This window comes from Pseudomonas sp. B35(2017) (assembly GCF_002113645.1).
GTDB lineage: Bacteria > Pseudomonadota > Gammaproteobacteria > Pseudomonadales > Pseudomonadaceae > Aquipseudomonas > Aquipseudomonas ekonensis.
In genome coordinates this window covers 97,031-113,832 of the sequence record NZ_NEIZ01000019.1, presented here as the reverse complement: position 1 = coordinate 113,832, position 16,802 = coordinate 97,031, and the positions used below count along the sequence as shown (strand labels likewise).

The following is a 16,802-nucleotide window of genomic DNA, read 5'->3' as shown; positions in this document are numbered from 1 at the left end:
CTACCTCAGCTTCAGGGTGGCAAGGCCGATCAGCACGAGAATCACGGTGATGATCCAGAAACGGACGATCACGCGCGGCTCGGGCCAGCCCTTGAGTTCAAAGTGGTGGTGGATCGGCGCCATGCGGAACACGCGGCGGCCGGTCAGTTTGAAAGAGGCGACCTGGATGACCACCGAGAGGGTCTCCATCACGAACACGCCGCCCATGATGAACAGGACGATTTCCTGGCGCACGATCACGGCGATGGTGCCCAGCGCGGCGCCCAGCGCCAGCGCGCCGACGTCGCCCATGAAGACCTGGGCCGGATAGGTGTTGAACCACAGGAAGCCCAGGCCGGCGCCGATCAGCGCGCCGCAGAACACGATCAGTTCGCCCGCGCCCGGCACGTAAGGGATCAGTAGGTATTCGGCGAACTTCACGTTGCCCGACAGGTAGCAGAAGATGCCCAGGCCGCCGCCGACCATCACGGTCGGCATGATCGCCAGGCCGTCGAGGCCGTCGGTCAGGTTGACCGCGTTGCTCGACCCGACGATCACGAAGTAGGTCAGTACGATGAAGCCGGCGCCCAGCGGAATGCTGTAGTCCTTGAGCATCGGCAGGATCAGGGTGGTTTCCACCGGCGTCGCGGCGGTCATGTAAAGGAAGATCGCGGCGCCGAGGCCGAACACCGACTGCCAGAAATACTTCCAGCGGCTCGGCAGGCCACGGGAGTTCTTCTCGATCACCTTGCGGTAGTCGTCGACCCAGCCGATGGCGCCGAACAGCAGGGTCACCAGCAGCACGACCCAGACGTAACGGTTGGTGAGGTCGGCCCACAGCAGAGTGCTGACGCCGATGGACGACAGGATCAGGGCGCCGCCCATGGTCGGCGTACCCGACTTGGACAGGTGCGATTGCGGGCCGTCGTTGCGCACGGCCTGGCCGATCTGGCGGTTCTGCAGGGTGCGGATCATCCATGGGCCGTAGCACAGCGACAGGACCAGCGCGGTCAGCACACCGAGGATCCCGCGCAGGGTCAGGTACTGGAAGACCGCGAAGCCTTTGTAGAACTGTTGCAGATACTCCGCTAGCAGCAGCAGCATTAATGTTTCTCCAGACTGGAACCGCACAGGGCCGCCACGATGTTTTCCATCGCCGCGCTGCGCGAGCCCTTGATCAAAATGGTGGTGTTTTTGTCCTGTTCGGCGGCCAGGGCCTGGATCAGTTCGGCCTGGGTGCCGAAGTGATGCGCCTGCGCACCGAAAGCGTTCACGGCATGGGCCATCAGCGGGCCGACGGCGTAAAGCGCGGAAACCTTGCCCCGGGCGTACTCGCCCACGTCGCGGTGCCCCTGCTCCGCCCAGTCGCCCAACTCGCCGATGTCCCCGAGCACCAGAACGGTGCGGCCGGAAAAGCCGGCGAGTATATCAACGGCCGCGCACATGGAGGTGGGGTTTGCGTTGTAGGTGTCGTCGATCACGCGTTGGCCGTTCTTGGCCAGTTGCGCGACGGTGCGGCCCTTGACCGGCTGCACCGCGCCGAGCCCGGTGGCGATGCCGAACGGCGACACGCCCAGGGCATGGGCGGCAGCGGCGGCGGCCAGGGCGTTGGCGACGTTGTGGGTGCCGAGCAGGTTCAGCTGCACCCGCTCGGAGCCTGCCGGCCCGTGCAGGGTGAACGCCGGGCAGCCGCGCGCGTCGATGGCCAGGTCGCTGGCACGGAAATTCGCCTGCGGGTTGTTCAGGGCGAAGGTCAGCACCTTGCGCCCGCCCGCCCGGGCCTTCCAGATGCCGAAAGCCTTGTCGTCGAGGTTCAGCACCGCGGTGCCGTCGGCGGCCAGCCCTTCGATGATCTCGCCCTTGGCCTCGACGATCTTCTCCGGCCCGCCGAACTCGCCGACATGGGCGGTGCCTGCGTTGTTGAGGATCGCCACATGGGGTTTGGTCAGGCCGACGGTGTAGGCGATCTCACCCAGGCGCGAAGCCCCCAGCTCGATCACCGCCGCGCTGTGTTCCGGCGCGAGTTCGAGCAGGGTCAGCGGGACGCCGAGGTCGTTGTTCAGGTTGCCGCGGGTCGCGTGCACCGAGCCACGGGTGCGCAGGATGCCCGCAAGCATCTCCTTGACCGTGGTCTTGCCGCTGGAGCCGGTCACGGCCGCCACCGGATGGGTGAACGCGGCACGGTTGAGCGCACCCAACTGGCCCAGGGCCTGACGGGTGTCCTTGACCAGCAGTTGCGGCAGCGTGCTGTCGGCGATCTCGCGCTCGACCAGCGCCGCGACCGCGCCTTTGGCGGCGACGTCGTTGAGGTAGTCGTGACCGTCGAAACGCGGGCCGGTCAGGGCGATGAACAGTTGGCCGGGCTTGATCGCGCGGCTGTCGATGCTGACGCCGTCGAAGCTCGCGTCGCCGGCGATCAGCCGTGCGTCGAGGGCGTTGGTCAGTTCGCTGAGTTTCAGAGCCTTAAGCATGGGCCACCTCCCACGCGGTCAGGGCATGATCGGCTTCCACCAGATCGGAAAAGGCATGCCGCTGGCCGTTGATTTCCTGATAGTCCTCATGGCCCTTGCCGGCCAGGACGATCACGTCGTCGGCCGAAGCGCCGGCGATCAATTGAGCGATGGCCTGGCCGCGGCCGGCCACGAAGGTGACGTTATCCACAGCCGCGAAACCGGCGCGGATGTCGTCGAAGATCTGCGCCGGGTCTTCCGTGCGCGGGTTGTCGTCGGTGACCAGCACGCGGTCGGCCAGACGCTCCACCACTTCGGCCATCAGCGGACGCTTGCCGCGGTCACGGTCGCCGCCGCAGCCGAACAGGCACAGCAGTTGGCCTTTGACGTGCGGGCGCAACGCGGTCAGAACCTTTTCCAGCGCATCCGGCGTGTGGGCGTAGTCGACCACCACCAGGGGCTGGTTGCCGCCGCCCAGGCGCTGCATGCGTCCGGCCGGGCCTTCAAGCTTCGGCAGCACCTTGAGGATTTCGTCCAGCGGGTAGTCGAGGCCGAGCAACGCGCCGACCGCCGCCAGCACGTTGCTCAGGTTGAAGCGGCCCAGCAGCGTGCTGCGCAGGTGATGTTCGCCCTGGGGCGTGACCAGCGTGGCGCGCACGCCGTGGTCGTCGAACTGCGCTTCGCGGCAATAGAGGTAGGCGCCGCTGTCGAGCAGGCTGTAGGTGATCAGCCGCGACTCGCGCTGTTCGGCGGCCAGTTGCCGGCCGAAGTCGTCGTCGAGGTTGACCACCCGGCATTTCAGGTCGTTCCAGGCGAACAGCCTGGCCTTGGCCGCCGCGTAGGCTTCCATGGTTCCGTGATAGTCGAGATGGTCGCGGGACAGGTTGGTCATCACCGCCACATCGAAGGCCAGCGCCGTGACCCGGCCCTGATCCAGGCCGTGGGACGACACTTCCATGGCCACGGCCTTGGCGCCGGCCTTTTTCAGGTCGCCCAGGGTCGCCTGCATGGCGATCGGGTTCGGCGTGGTGTGCAGGCCGCTCTGCAGCGCGCCGTAGAAACCGGAACCGAGGGTGCCGACGATGCCGCAGTGCTGGCCGAGCAGGTCCAGGGCCTGGGCCACCAGTTGGGTCACGCTGGTCTTGCCGTTGGTGCCGGTCACGCCGATCAGGTTCAGGTGATGGCTGGGCTCGCCGTAGAAGCGCCCGGCGATGTCCGACAGCTGCGCCGCCAGGCCCTTGACCGGAATCAGCGGCACATCGGTGATCGGCAGCACGGTGGCGCCCTGCACTTCATAGGCCACGGCGGCCGCGCCGCGCTCCAGCGCGTCGGCGATGTGGGCACGGCCGTCGAACTTGCCGCCCGGCACCGCGAGGAACAGGTCGCCGGCGCGCACGTTGCGGCTGTCCAGCGCCAGTTCACGGATCAGCAGATCGTGGCCGGCGTGGGGGAATATCTTGTTCAGACTCAGAGACATCAGCCGCGCCCTCCATTGGCTTTCAGCGGAACGGCCGGGGTGGCGTTGGCCTGTTGTGTGGTCGGCAGGTTGTCCGGGGTGACGTTCATCAGGCGCAGGGTGCCGGACATCACGCGGCTGAACACCGGCGCCGACACCAGACCGCCGAAGTAGCCGGCCTTGGTCGGTTCATCGATCACCACGACGATGGCGTAACGCGGATCGCTCATCGGGCCGAAGCCGGCGAACAACGAACGGTAGGAGTTTTCGGCGTAGCCCTTGGTGCCCACCGACGTCTTGCGCGCCGTACCGGACTTGCCGCCCACGTGGTACGCCGGCACCTGAGCACGGAACACGCCGCGCGGGGCCTCGATCACCTGCTGCAGCATGCCTTGCATGGTTTTCGCCACGGCCTCCGGCAGCACCTGGGTGGTCTGCGGGGCCTTGTCGGTCTTGATCAGGGTCAGCGGCGCGAGGCGGCCGTTGTTGGCCAGCGCCGAGAACGCGTGCACCAACTGGATCGCGGTGACGGACACGCCGTAGCCGTAGGACAGCGTCGCCGTTTCGGCCTTGCGCCAGTCCCGGTAGTTCGGCAGGTTGCCGACGCGCTCGCCGGGGAAGCCCAGGCCGGTGTCCTGGCCGAGGCCCAGCTTCTGCGCCAGGCGGAAAATGGTCTCGCCGCCGATGTCGAACGCGACCTTGCTCATGCCGACGTTACTGGAGTTGATCAGGATGCCGGTCATGTCCAGCACCGGGCCTTCGGTCTTGGACACGTCCTTGATGGTGTACTTGCCGATCTGCAGGCTGCCCGGATACACCTCGACGGTGTCGCTCGGTTTCCAGCGCCCGCTCTCGATGGCGGCGCTCATGGAGATGGCCTTCATGGTCGAACCCGGCTCGAACACGTCGATCATCGCCCGGTTGCGCATCATGGCCGGCTGCAGGTAGCGGCGGTTGTTCGGGTTGTAGGTCGGCTGGTTGACCATGGCGAGGATCTCGCCGGTCTTCACGTCCATGATCACCAGGCTGCCGGCCTTGGCGCCGTTCTCGATGATCGCGTTGCGCAGTTCGCGGTTGGCCAGGTACTGCAGGCGCAGGTCAATCGACAACGCCAAGGGCTTGCCGGCCTTGGCGTTCTTGGTGACCTGGACATCCTTGATCAGCCGACCGCGCCGATCCTTGATGACCTGTCGTTTGCCCGGCACCCCGGCGAGCCATTCGTCGTAGGCGAGCTCGACGCCTTCGCGACCGTGGTCGTCGATGTCGGTGAAGCCGACCATGTGCGCGGTGACTTCGCCGGCCGGGTAGAACCGGCGGAACTCTTCGATGCCGTAGACGCCCGGCACTTTCAGGTCGAGCACGGCCTGGCCCTGCTCGGGGGTCAGCCCGCGCACCAGGTAGATGAATTCTTTGTTCGCCTGCGCCTCGAGGCGTTCGGCCAGGGCTTTGGGATCCTGCCCCAGCGCAGCCGCCAATGCCGGCCACTTCTCTTTGGCCAGTTGCATTTCCTTGGCGTTGGCCCACAGGGTGGTCACCGGCGTGCTCACGGCGAGCGGTTCGCCGTTGCGGTCGGTGATCAGGCCACGGTGCGCCGGAATCGGAATGTGACGCACGCTGCGCGCATCGCCCTGACCTTTGAGGAAGTCACGGTCCACCACCTGCAGGTCGATGATGCGCCAGCAGATCGCCGCGACCATGATGCCGAGCAGCCCCACCACCAGGCGGAACCGCCATGGGAAGAGTGCGCCTTCGAGCTTCATCATGGCGCCACCATCTTCACGTCAGCCGCGCCGGGGATGTGCATCTTCAGTTGTTCGGTGGCCAGCACTTCGATGCGGCTGTGGGCGGTCCAGGTGCTCTGCTCCAGGATCAGCCGGCCCCACTCGGCCTGCGCCTTGTCGCGCACGCTCAGCTCGTTGTACAGGGTGTTGAGCAGCTGCCGGTTCCAGTGGGCGCTGTAGGACACGCCGATGGCCGACACGAGCACGCCGATGAACAGCAGCAGCATGAAGAAGCTGCCGCCCGGCAGGGGCTTGGCGAATAGCTTGCTCACCGCAGCTTCTCCGCCACACGCATGACCGCGCTGCGCGAGCGCGGGTTGGCCTTGAGCTCGGCGTCGGAGGCTGTCTGCGCCTTGCCGTGGACCTTGATCTTGGGTTCGAACGCCACGTGCCGGACCGGCAGGTTGCGCGGCAGGTTGTCGGCCTCGCCCTTCACCAGCTTGCGCATGAACAGCTTGACGATGCGGTCTTCCAGCGAATGGAAACTGATGACCACCAGACGGCCGCCGACTTCCAGGCACTCGAGCGCGGCTTCAAGGCCGGCCTCCAGGTCGCCCAGTTCATTGTTGACGTGGATGCGCAGGCCCTGGAACGCGCGGGTCGCCGGGTTCTTGCCCTTTTCCCAGGCCGGGTTGGCGACCTTGAGGACTTCGGCCAGGTCGCCGGTGCGCTCGAACGGCGTGACATCGCGGCGCTCGACCACGGCACGGGCCATGCGACCGGAGAAACGCTCCTCGCCGTATTCCTTGAACACCCGGGCGATCTCTTCGACCGGTGCGGTGTTGACGAACTCCGCCGCACTGATGCCGCGGGACGGATCCATGCGCATGTCCAGCGGACCGTCGTTGAGGAAACTGAACCCGCGCTCCGGGTCGTCTAGCTGCGGCGAAGACACGCCCAGGTCGAGCAGGATGCCGCTGACCTTGCCGGACAGGCCGCGCTCGGCCACTTCCGCGCCGAGCTCGGCAAAGCTGCGCTGCACAACGACAAAGCGGCCGTCTTCGGCCGCTAGCGTTTGCCCGGTGGCAATCGCCTGAGGATCCTTGTCGAATCCGAGGAGCCGCCCGTCAGGCCCCAGCTTGCTGAGGATCAGCCGGCTGTGCCCGCCGCGCCCGAACGTGCCGTCCAGATAGCAGCCATCAGGACGTACGGCGAGAGCCTCGACGGCTTCGTCAAGCAGTACGGTGATGTGGTTGAAGCCGCTATCAATAGTCACAGGATCAGATCACGCAGTTCGTCGGGCATGGCGCCCGGTTGTTGTATGGCAGCGAGGTCGGCGGCGGAAACCGCGTTCCAGGCATCTTCGTCCCACAGTTGGAACTTGTTCAGTTGGCCCACCAGCATGGCGCGCTTGTCGAGCTTCGCGTATTCGCGCAGGCGCGGCGGAACCAGGAAACGGCCGCTGCCGTCGAGTTCGAGGTCGACGGCGTTGCCGATCAGCAAACGTTGCAGGCGACGGTTCTCTTCGCGGAGCGAAGGAAGCGCGCGCAACTTGGTTTCAATAATTTCCCACTCATCGAGCGGGTAGACACACAGACACGGATCAATGGCGTCGATCGTGACGATCAACTGCCCGGAACTACGCGAAACGAGCTCGTCACGGTACCGGCTCGGCATGGCGAGACGGCCCTTTGCATCGAGACTGATAGCGTTGGCTCCGCGAAACACGGCTGCGTTTCTCCAATTTTTAGCGTTTTGAGCTCAGAAAACCCACTTCATGCCACTTTCCGCCACTTGCGCACACTATAGGAATGCGCCCACCACACCGTCAAGGCGCGGATTAAAGGAAAACCCTTACAGAACGGAGATTTAGGAGCATAAAAGGAGGCACAACGAGAATCCGGCGGACACCTGCGACCAATAACCTGAAGCAGCACTGAAAGCTGCGCTCGAAAGTTAAAGTGATTTGTTAAGAGTAAGATCTTTTCGGTATTACAAAAGCGCTTCTGCTGTTGAATGAAGCAAGGTGGGAAATGGCTACTACGGCATCGGCCGCTGCCGGATCTCCGGCGCAGGCCTGCTGCTAATAAACAGCCCCGTCGCCTTTAATTCAAGCAGGGAAAGAAAAAAGGTGGAGAGTCGATCTGTAAGCCGGGTTCTGTCTTGAACAGTCATTCGTCTACGATGGCCATCACTGGACACCTTTAGCAACCTACCCGGTCCCAGCGCGGGCCACGCCTTGGGACCCTATTTGGTCTTGCTCCAAGTGGGGTTTACCTAGCCACGAACTGTTGCCAGTCGTGCGGTGCGCTCTTACCGCACCTTTTCACCCTTACCGGCGCCGAAGCGCTTAGGCGGTTGTTTTCTGTGGCACTTTCCGTAGGCTCGCGCCTCCCAGGCGTTACCTGGCACTTCGCCCTATGGAGCCCGGACTTTCCTCCCCCCCCTAATTCTCATAGGGGGCAGCGACTGTCCGATCGACTCTCCGCCGCGCAGGTTAACGGCAGAGCGCCCGAAGAACAAGCGCTAATGGCCATCAGAGCCGTCCGGGCGACGGGTTACGCGCCTTTTTGCCGATCCAGCGCCACCTGGTACAGCACGTTCTTGCGCTCGCCGGTGATTTGCGCCGCCAGGGCCGCCGCACGCTTGAGCGGCATTTCCTCAAGCAGCAGATCGAGGATGCGCAGGGCTTCGGCGCTGACCGCCTCGTCCGACTCCGGCGCCGTCCAGCCGGCGACCACCACCACGCACTCGCCGCGCTGCTGGTTGCTGTCCGCCTCGACGAACGCGCGCAGCTCGGCCAGCGGCAAGCCCTTGAGCGTCTCGAAGGTCTTGGTCAGTTCACGGGCCAGCAGCGCCGGACGCTCGGCGCCGAACACCGCTTCCATGTCCTGCAGGCATTCGAGGATGCGGTGCGGCGCCTCATAGAAGATCAGCGTGCGGGGTTCTTCCTTGATGGCCTCCAGGCGCGCCTTGCGCCCCACCGCCTTGGCCGGCAGGAAACCTTCGAAGATGAAGCGGTCGGACGGCAGGCCCGCCGCCGACAGCGCGGCGATCAGTGCACAGGCGCCCGGCACCGGCACCACATTGATCCCGGCGGCCCGGGCCTGGCGCACCAGGTGATAGCCCGGGTCGGAGATCAGCGGCGTCCCGGCATCCGAGATCAGCGCCACGTTGTCGCCCGCCAGCAGGCGGGTGATGAAGCGGCTGCCTTCGTCGCGCTCGTTGTGCTCGTGGCAGGCCGCCAGCGGCGTGTTGATGCCGAAGTGCTGCATCAGACGCTGGGAGTGCCGGGTGTCCTCGGCGGCGATCAGCGCCACTTCGCGCAGGATCTTCAGCGCACGGGCACTGATGTCGTCCAGGTTGCCGATGGGCGTCGCCACCACATAAAGCGAGCCGGCAGCGGAATTCAAAGCACCTGGAGCAGTCAAAGCGCGCACCTCAAGATCGGTAAAAGCCGGCATTGTAGCGCGTCAGGCGACGGGCGACGTGCTTTGGATCGACAGGGCCCGTCGCCGGCCGGCGTGACGCCGCAACATTTGCTGCGGATAAATTAACGGTTTCGTACCGGCGACATCGCGCCCCGGCCAGCGCTTGGGTACAATTCCACGCTAATTTGATCGAGTATTCAGGAACACTTACATGATCGCTTGTCTGCGGCTGCTCACTGCCCTCTGCCTCGCTGCCTTGCTGGCGGCCTGCGCCAGCTCCCCTTCCTCCAGCCTTGGCGAACTTCCACGGACTCCGGACGCCAGCATCGAGCAACTGCTCGAACAGGCCGCCCAGAGCAAATCCCCGGACAAGGCCGCCCTGCTGCGCCTGAGCGCCGCGGACCTGGCCTATCGCCAAGGCAATGCCGGGCAGTCCGCGCAGATCCTGCAGCAAGTGCCGATGGAGCAGCTCAAGCCCGGCCAGCAGGTCTTCGCCGCCACCCTGTCGGCGGAGCTGGCCATGACCCGCAACCAGCCGAAGGCCGCGCTGACCGCCCTGAGCCATCCGAGCCTGCAACGCCTGGGTGAACTTTCCGAGGCGCAGCAAGTGCGCACCGGCACCGTTCACGCCCGCGCCCTGGAGGCCGACGGCCAGACCCTGGCCGCCGCACGCGAGCGCATCTTCATCGCGCCGATGCTCGAAGGCGAAGCCGCCGCCAAGAACCACGAAGCGATCTGGACACTGGTCGCCTCGCTGCCGACCGACCAACTGCAGGCCAACGCCACCGACGACCTCGGCGGCTGGATGAGCCTGGCCCTGGCCGTCAAGACCGCCGGCACCCTGGAACAGCAACAGGCCGCCATCGACGCCTGGCGCTCGCAGCATCCCAAGCACCCGGCTGCCATCACCCTGCCGCTGCCGCTGACCAAGCTCAAGGAACTGGCCAGCCAGCCCCTGAGCAAGATCGCCCTGCTGCTGCCCCAGGACGGCCCGCTGGCCTCGGTCGGCAAAGCGCTGCGCGACGGCTTCATGGCCGCCCACTACCAGGCCCAGCAGGCCGGCCAGAAGCCGCCGGCCATCGAGTTCTACGACAGCTCGCGCCTGACCAATCTCGATGAGTTCTATCGCAAGGCCCAGGCCGACGGCGTGCAACTGGTCGTCGGCCCGCTGGAGAAGCCGCTGGTCAAACAACTGAGCACCCGTCCGCAACTGCCGATCACCACCCTGGCCCTGAACTACAGCGAAGGCGACCAAGGCCCGGCGCAACTGTTCCAGTTCGGCCTGGCCGCTGAAGACGAAGCCCGCGAAGTGTCCCGCCGCGCCCGCGCCGACGGCCTGCACCGCGCAGCGATCATGGTGCCGCGCGGCGAATGGGGCGACCGCGTCCTGCGCGCGTTCAGCCAGGACTGGCAAGCCAACGGCGGCAGCATCGTCGCCACCGAGCGCGTCGACCAGCCGGTGCAACTGGCCCAGCAGATCGCCGACATGTTCCAGCTGCGCCAGAGCGAGGCCCGCGCCAAGAGCCTGCAGAACGCCGCCGGCACCAACGTCGCCGCGCAGCCGTCGCGCCGCCAGGACATCGAGTTCATCTTCCTGGCCGCCACCCCGCAGCAGGCCCAGCAGATCAAGCCGACCCTGAACTTCCAGTACGCCGGCGACGTGCCGGTCTACGCCACCTCCCACGTGTTCAGCGCCAGCGGCGACGTGAACCAGTACAACGACATGAACGGCATTCGCTTCTGCGAAACCCCATGGCTGCTGGACGCCAACGATCCGCTGCGCAAGCAGGTGACCGCGCAGTGGCCGCAGGCCGCCGGCAGCCTCGGCCGCCTGTATGCGATGGGCGTCGACGCCTACCGCCTGGCGCCGCGCCTGGGCCAGCTCAAGGCCATGCCGGACAGCCGCATCGAAGGCCAGTCGGGCAGCCTGGGCATGACCCAGAGCCAGCGCGTCGTTCGTCAGCTGCCATGGGCCGAGTTCGTCAGCGGCCAGGTCCAGCGCCTGCCGGACACCCCGCGCTGATGCCCGACAGGTCACGCCAGCAAAGCGGCAAGGATGCCGAGCGCCAAGCGCTCGAGCATCTGCAGCACCAGGGTCTGCGCCTGCTGGCGCAGAACTGGATGTGCAAACGCGGCGAGCTTGATCTGGTCATGCTCGATGGCGATACAGTAGTATTCGTCGAAGTCCGCTACCGGAAGAACACCCAATGGGGCGGCGCACTCGACAGCGTCGATGAGCGCAAACGGCAAAAACTGATTTTCGCCGCGCAGTATTTTCTTCAGCGCGAACCGCGCTGGGCCAATTCTCCCTGCCGCTTCGACGTGGTGGCCATCGACAACCGTCCCGATCAACTGAACTGGCTGCAGAATGCGTTCGACAGTTGACCGCCGACGGCGCCCCGGACATCTTCACCCAACTCTTTTTTGCTCTTTGCTTTGCGGGCAGCACATTCACGTGCCGGACAGCCGCGCCAATTAAGGTCACACAGATGGACATGCAATCCCGAATTCGCCAGCTCTTTCAAGCCAGCATCGACACCAAGCAACAGGCGATGGACGTACTTGCACCGCACATCGAGCAAGCCAGCCAGGTGATGGTCAACGCCCTGCTCAACGAAGGCAAAATGCTGTCTTGCGGCAACGGCGGCTCGGCCGGCGACGCCCAGCACTTCTCTTCGGAACTGCTCAACCGCTTCGAACGCGAGCGCCCGAGCCTGCCGGCCATCGCCCTGACCACCGACAGCTCGACGATCACCTCGATCGCCAACGACTACAGCTACAACGAGGTGTTCTCCAAGCAGATCCGCGCCCTCGGCCAGCCGGGCGACGTGCTGCTGGCGATTTCGACCAGCGGCAACTCGGCGAACATCATTCAGGCGATCCAGGCCGCACATGACCGCGAAATGATTGTCGTAGCATTGACCGGACGCGACGGCGGCGGCATGGCTTCCCTGCTGCTGCCCGAAGACGTCGAGATCCGCGTTCCGGCCAACGTCACCGCACGTATTCAAGAAGTCCACTTGCTGGCGATCCATTGCCTTTGCGATCTGATCGACAGCCAACTGTTCGGGAGTGAAGAATGACCCCTAATCGCCTCGGCCTCCTGGCCCTGACCCTGTGCCTCGGCATCAGCGGCTGCACCTCGGTGGTGAACGCCAGCCGTGAAGCCCCCATCGACGATGACCGCGGCACCCGCACCTTCGGCAGCAAGATCGACGATTCGCTGATCGAGACCAAGGTCGGCGTCAACGTGGCCAAGGCCGACGTCGGCCTGGACAAGGATTCGCACATCGTCGTCACCAGCTTCAACGGCGTGGTGCTGTTGGCCGGCCAGACGCCGCGCGCAGACCTCAAGGCCAAGGCAGAACAGGCAGCCGCCAACGTGCAGCGCGTGAAGACCGTGCACAACGAGCTGCAGGTGATCCAGCCCTCTTCCCTGCTCGCCCGCCAGAACGACGCCTGGCTGACCACCAAGATCAAGACCCAGATGCTCACCGACGCCAACATTCCGGGCTCGCGCATCAAGGTCGTGACCGAGAACGGCATCGTCTACCTGCTGGGGCTGCTGACCAAGCAGGAAGCCGCCCAGGCCACCAACCTGGTCCAGGGTGTTTCCGGCGTGCAGAAGATCGTGAAGCTGTTCGAGTACATCGACTGACGACCGTCAGGCACCAAAGCTCAAAGCCCCCGCTTCTGCGGGGCACAAAAAAAGGCGATCCGGTTGGATCGCCTTTTTTGTCACTTCACCACTTTCAGGCTTGGCCGGCCGGTCGGGCGCGGCGGTTCGCTGTCCGGCGGCGGCACATCGTCATCCGGCTCGATGTCCTCTTCGTCATCCATCGGCGACTCGAGGTCGAACACCATGCCCTGGCCGTTTTCCCGGGCATAGATGCCGAGGATCGCGCCGATCGGCACGTACAGGCTGTGCGGGACGCCACCGAAGCGGCCTTCGAAGGTCACGACGTCGTTGTCCATGTGCAGATGGCGAACGGCATTGGGCGAAATGTTCAGCACGATCTGCCCGTCGCTGGCGAAGCCCTGCGGCACCTGCACCGCCGGGTATTCGGCATTGACCAGCATGTGCGGGGTGCAGTCGTTGTCCACAATCCACTCGTAGAGCGCGCGGACCAGATAAGGTCGACTGGAATTCATAGCGGCTCCTTAAGCCTTAGCGCATGTCGCGTTCGACGCCAGACAGACTCGCCTGGAAAGCCTCACGCGCAAACTGGCGCTCCATGTAATCAAGCAACGGCTTGGCCGGCCGCGGCAGTTCGATGCCCATGACCGGCAAACGCCAGAGTATGGGCAATAGGCAGCAGTCCACCAGACTTTGTTCCTCACTGAGGAAGAACGGCTTGTCGGCGAACAGCGGCGACACGCCTGTCAGGCTTTCGCGCAGCTCCTTGCGCGCCACCACGCGGGCCGCCTCCTTGGAGCGCGGATCCAGGATCAGATCCACCTGACCGCACCAGTCGCGCTGGATGCGGTGCATCAGCAGACGGCTGTTGGCACGCGCCACCGGATAGACCGGCATCAACGGCGGGTGCGGGTAACGCTCATCCAGGTACTCCATCACCACAGTCGACTCCCACAACGCCAGGTCGCGGTCGACCAGGGTGGGCAAGCTGCCGTAAGGGTTTACCTCAATCAGTTTAGGCGGCTGGCGGCCAGCCTCCACGTAAATGATTTCGGCGCTGACACCCTTCTCGGCAAGCACGATGCGCACTCGGTGGGAATAGTGGTCGGCGGGGTCGGAGTAACAGGCCAACCGATTGGTCACGCCCATGGCGATCCTCCTCGCTTGTTGAATTGATCGGAACCGGAAAAGCACGCGCGCCCAGAGGGCGCCTCCCGCAAAGCCTGGCCAACCAGACCTTGCGTCACCGGAGGCGCCCCTGGGCGCGCGCGATCGACAGCAATGGTTTGAAGCGTTATCAGTGCACGTCTTTCCAGTATTCACGCTTGAGCAGGTAGGCGAACACAAAGAAGAACGCCAGGTACAGCAAGACGTAGGTACCGATGCGCTGATGCTGCAGCTTGACCGGGTTAGCCGAGTAAGCCAGGAAGGTTACCAGATTCTTCACCTTCTCATCGAACTGCTCTTCGTTCAGCGTGCCGGTCTTCGGCACGATGGTCAGCTGGTCGCAGGCTTCGTGGGTCAGCGGCGTGCCGGTCAACGGGTCGTATTGCTTCTTGCCGTCGTCGACGATCTGCACCTGTTTGCAGCCCACGACCTGGCGACCTTGCAGGCCGACCAGCACGTTAGGCATGCCGACGTTCGGGAAGACCTTGTTGTTCACGCCCCATGGACGCGCCGGGTCTTCGTAGAACGACTTCAGGTAACCGTAGAGCCAGTCGGTGCCGCGGACACGGGCCACCAGGGTCAGGTCCGGCGGCGCTGCGCCGAACCAGGTCTTGGCGTCGGCCGGCTGCATGCCGATGCTCATGTGGTCGCCGATCTTGGCGCCGGTGAACACCAGCTTCTCCAGCATCAGTTCGTGAGGGATGCCCAAGTCATCCGCCACACGCTCGTAACGCTGGAACTTGGCGCTGTGGCAGCCCATGCAATAGTTGGCGAAGGTGCGCGCGCCGTCCTGAAGGGCCGCTTTGTCGGAGACGTCGATGTCGACCTTTTCCAGCTCGGGGCCACCGTGTTCGGCCGCGAAGGACAGCACAGGCAATGCAGCAAGAATCAGAGCAACAAATAACTTTTTCATCAGCCAGTCACCCTTTCCGGAACCGGTTTGGTCTTCTCGAGCCTGGTGTAGAACGGCATCAGAATGAAGTAGGCGAAATACAGGAAGGTGCAGACCTGCGACAGCAACGTGCGGCCCGGCGTCGGCGCCAGAACCCCCAGGATGCCGAGGATCACGAAGGCGATGCAGAACACCACCAGCCAGATCTTGCTCAGCCAGCCTTTATAGCGCATCGACTTGACCGGGCTGCGGTCGAGCCACGGCAGGACGAACAGCACCGCGATGGCCGCGCCCATGGCGATGACGCCGAAGAGCTTGTCGGGAACCGCCCGCAGGATCGCGTAGAACGGCGTGAAGTACCAGACCGGGGCGATGTGCTCAGGCGTCTTGAACGGGTTGGCCTGCTCGAAGTTCGGTTTTTCGAGGAAGTAGCCGCCCATTTCCGGGAAGAAGAACACGATGAAGCAGAAGATGAACAGGAACACGACCACACCGACGATGTCCTTCACGGTGTAGTACGGGTGGAAGGCGATGCCGTCCAGCGGTACGCCGTTCTCGTCCTTGTGCTTCTTGATGTCCACGCCGTCCGGGTTGTTCGAGCCGACTTCGTGCAGCGCCAGGATGTGCAGCACCACCAGACCGAGGATGACGATCGGCAGGGCCACCACGTGCAGCGCGAAGAAGCGGTTCAGGGTGATGCCGGAGATCAGGTAGTCACCGCGGATCCATTGGGTCAGGTCGTTGCCGATGACCGGAATCGCACCGAACAGCGAGATGATCACCTGGGCGCCCCAGTAGGACATCTGGCCCCACGGCAGCAGGTAGCCCATGAAGGCCTCGGCCATCAGCGCCAGGTAGATCAGCATGCCGAACACCCACACCAGTTCGCGCGGCTTCTGGTACGAACCGTAGAGCAGGCCACGGAACATGTGCAGATAGACCACGATGAAGAACGCCGAAGCGCCGGTGGAGTGGAGCAGACGCAGGATCGAGCCGTACTCGACGTCGCGCATGATGTATTCGACGGAGGCGAACGCCTCTTCCGCCGACGGGGTGTAGCTCATGGTCAGCCAGACGCCGGTGACGATCTGGTTGACCAGCACGAGCAGCGCCAGGGAGCCGAAGAAGTAGAAGAAGTTGAAGTTTTTCGGAGCGTAATACTTGCTGAGATGGTCTTCCCACATCTTGGTGGCGGGGAAGCGCGCATCCACCCAATCCATGAACTTGCTCATCACGCGTTCTCCTTGTCGACGCCGATGACGATGACGTCGTCAGACTCATAGGAATGCGGGGGCACTGGCAGGTTCAAAGGCGCAGGTTGCGACTTGTAGACGCGGCCAGCCAGATCGTAGTGGGAACCGTGGCAAGGGCAGAAATAGCCGCCTACCCAGTCCTTGCCCAGATCCGCGGGCGCCACTTCGGGACGGAAGGTCGGGGAGCAACCCAAGTGCGTGCAGATACCGATCAGCAGCAGGATTTCCGGCTTGATCGACCGCACTTCCGGGTCGACATAAGTGGGTTGCGTGGAGTTTTTGGAGGTCGGATCGGAGAGCTGGCCCTCGATCTTCTTCAGATTCCCCAGGATTTCCTCGGTACGGCGGACAATGAACACCGGCTGGCCGCGCCACTCAGCAATCATCTGCTGGCCTGGCTCGATCTTGCTGACATTCACTTTCACCGGTGCACCGGCAGCTTTCGCCTTGGCACTGGGAAACCATGACCCCACGAACGGGACCGCAGCCCCCACCGCCCCTGCAGCACCCACCACGGATGTGGCTGCAACCAGGAAGCGACGCCGGCCTGCATTCACGCCGTCATTGCTCATTCAGTCCTCTCCCATCAGCTTTGTGGCCTGTTAAATCAGGCATCTACTAAATAAAACTATGTACTTATAAAAATTTTGCCGAATGGTAATGAAAACCCCCAATTCTGACAAGGTAATTACCCGGAGGGCTGGCCCTCAAGCCTTGTAGTATAGGGGGTCTACGGATGTGGCAAGTTGTCACAGCGCAATTCTTCAACAAATCGCAGGCATAAAAAAACGCCCGGTTCCATGAGGAAGCGGGCGT

The 16,802-nt window shown here is 64.1% G+C and carries 17 protein-coding genes and 1 other RNA gene; 4 read left to right on the top strand and 14 right to left on the bottom strand.

Annotated elements, in window-relative coordinates; all coding sequences use genetic code 11:
* From mraY to rsmI, 9 genes are all read right to left on the bottom strand, one after another.
* Positions 1-1,083, bottom strand: a complete 1,083-nt coding sequence (gene mraY, locus CAG41_RS24340) for a phospho-N-acetylmuramoyl-pentapeptide-transferase (RefSeq protein ID WP_085584845.1) — start codon at positions 1,081-1,083, stop codon at positions 1-3.
* Positions 1,083-2,450, bottom strand: coding sequence for a UDP-N-acetylmuramoyl-tripeptide--D-alanyl-D-alanine ligase (gene murF, locus CAG41_RS24335; RefSeq protein WP_085707557.1), 1,368 nt, complete (start codon positions 2,448-2,450; stop codon positions 1,083-1,085). The genes mraY and murF overlap by 1 nt, the downstream gene beginning before the upstream one ends.
* On the bottom strand, positions 2,443-3,906 hold the full coding sequence (locus CAG41_RS24330; protein ID WP_085584841.1) for a UDP-N-acetylmuramoyl-L-alanyl-D-glutamate--2,6-diaminopimelate ligase: 1,464 nt from the start codon (positions 3,904-3,906) through the stop codon (positions 2,443-2,445). Before CAG41_RS24330 ends, murF begins: the two co-directional genes overlap by 8 nt.
* The gene (locus CAG41_RS24325) at positions 3,906-5,645 is read right to left on the bottom strand and encodes a penicillin-binding protein 2 (protein WP_170929944.1); all 1,740 of its coding nucleotides are present in this window, start codon (positions 5,643-5,645) and stop codon (positions 3,906-3,908) included. The genes CAG41_RS24330 and CAG41_RS24325 overlap by 1 nt, the downstream gene beginning before the upstream one ends.
* Positions 5,645-5,938 carry a cell division protein FtsL gene (ftsL, locus tag CAG41_RS24320; RefSeq protein WP_007956777.1) on the bottom strand — a complete coding sequence of 98 codons (294 nt, stop codon included), beginning with the start codon at positions 5,936-5,938 and terminating at the stop codon, positions 5,645-5,647. Before ftsL ends, CAG41_RS24325 begins: the two co-directional genes overlap by 1 nt.
* On the bottom strand, positions 5,935-6,882 hold the full coding sequence (rsmH, locus tag CAG41_RS24315; protein WP_085584837.1) for a 16S rRNA (cytosine(1402)-N(4))-methyltransferase RsmH: 948 nt from the start codon (positions 6,880-6,882) through the stop codon (positions 5,935-5,937). The genes ftsL and rsmH overlap by 4 nt, the downstream gene beginning before the upstream one ends.
* Positions 6,879-7,334: a division/cell wall cluster transcriptional repressor MraZ gene (mraZ, locus tag CAG41_RS24310; protein WP_085707556.1), complete on the bottom strand. Its 456-nt coding sequence runs from the start codon at positions 7,332-7,334 to the stop codon at positions 6,879-6,881. The genes rsmH and mraZ overlap by 4 nt, the downstream gene beginning before the upstream one ends.
* 403 nt (positions 7,335-7,737) lie before the next feature.
* An RNA gene (gene rnpB / locus CAG41_RS24305) (RNase P RNA component class A) lies at positions 7,738-8,091 on the bottom strand.
* Positions 8,092-8,164: 73 nt separating this feature from the next.
* A complete protein-coding gene (rsmI, locus tag CAG41_RS24300; protein WP_085707555.1) occupies positions 8,165-9,070 on the bottom strand; it encodes a 16S rRNA (cytidine(1402)-2'-O)-methyltransferase in 906 nt (301 codons plus the stop codon).
* 178 nt (positions 9,071-9,248) lie between these two features.
* On the opposite strand from rsmI, the gene CAG41_RS24295 reads away from it, so the two are divergent.
* From CAG41_RS24295 to CAG41_RS24280, 4 genes are all read left to right on the top strand, one after another.
* Positions 9,249-11,060: a penicillin-binding protein activator gene (locus tag CAG41_RS24295; RefSeq protein WP_085629406.1), complete on the top strand. Its 1,812-nt coding sequence runs from the start codon at positions 9,249-9,251 to the stop codon at positions 11,058-11,060.
* Positions 11,060-11,422, top strand: coding sequence for a YraN family protein (locus CAG41_RS24290; RefSeq protein WP_085629404.1), 363 nt, complete (start codon positions 11,060-11,062; stop codon positions 11,420-11,422). The genes CAG41_RS24295 and CAG41_RS24290 overlap by 1 nt, the downstream gene beginning before the upstream one ends.
* 104 nt (positions 11,423-11,526) lie before the next feature.
* Entirely contained in the window at positions 11,527-12,120 is a 594-nt protein-coding gene (locus CAG41_RS24285; protein WP_007928463.1) for a phosphoheptose isomerase, read from the top strand.
* A complete protein-coding gene (locus CAG41_RS24280; protein ID WP_085584828.1) occupies positions 12,117-12,695 on the top strand; it encodes a BON domain-containing protein in 579 nt (192 codons plus the stop codon). The genes CAG41_RS24285 and CAG41_RS24280 overlap by 4 nt, the downstream gene beginning before the upstream one ends.
* A gap of 80 nt (positions 12,696-12,775) precedes the next feature.
* Here the strand turns inward: CAG41_RS24280 and CAG41_RS24275 are convergent, their stop codons facing one another.
* The 5 genes from CAG41_RS24275 to petA all read right to left on the bottom strand — a co-directional run bounded on the left by CAG41_RS24275 (position 12,776) and on the right by petA (position 16,558).
* Positions 12,776-13,189: a ClpXP protease specificity-enhancing factor gene (locus tag CAG41_RS24275; protein ID WP_085707554.1), complete on the bottom strand. Its 414-nt coding sequence runs from the start codon at positions 13,187-13,189 to the stop codon at positions 12,776-12,778.
* 16 nt (positions 13,190-13,205) lie between these two features.
* Entirely contained in the window at positions 13,206-13,823 is a 618-nt protein-coding gene (locus tag CAG41_RS24270) for a glutathione S-transferase N-terminal domain-containing protein (protein WP_085584824.1), read from the bottom strand.
* Positions 13,824-13,971: 148 nt separating this feature from the next.
* Positions 13,972-14,754, bottom strand: coding sequence for a cytochrome c1 (locus tag CAG41_RS24265; protein ID WP_085584822.1), 783 nt, complete (start codon positions 14,752-14,754; stop codon positions 13,972-13,974).
* Positions 14,754-15,965: a cytochrome bc complex cytochrome b subunit gene (locus CAG41_RS24260; RefSeq protein ID WP_085584820.1), complete on the bottom strand. Its 1,212-nt coding sequence runs from the start codon at positions 15,963-15,965 to the stop codon at positions 14,754-14,756. Before CAG41_RS24260 ends, CAG41_RS24265 begins: the two co-directional genes overlap by 1 nt.
* Positions 15,965-16,558, bottom strand: coding sequence for a ubiquinol-cytochrome c reductase iron-sulfur subunit (petA, locus tag CAG41_RS24255; protein WP_085584818.1), 594 nt, complete (start codon positions 16,556-16,558; stop codon positions 15,965-15,967). Before petA ends, CAG41_RS24260 begins: the two co-directional genes overlap by 1 nt.
* Between the last annotated feature and the right edge of the window lie 244 nt (positions 16,559-16,802).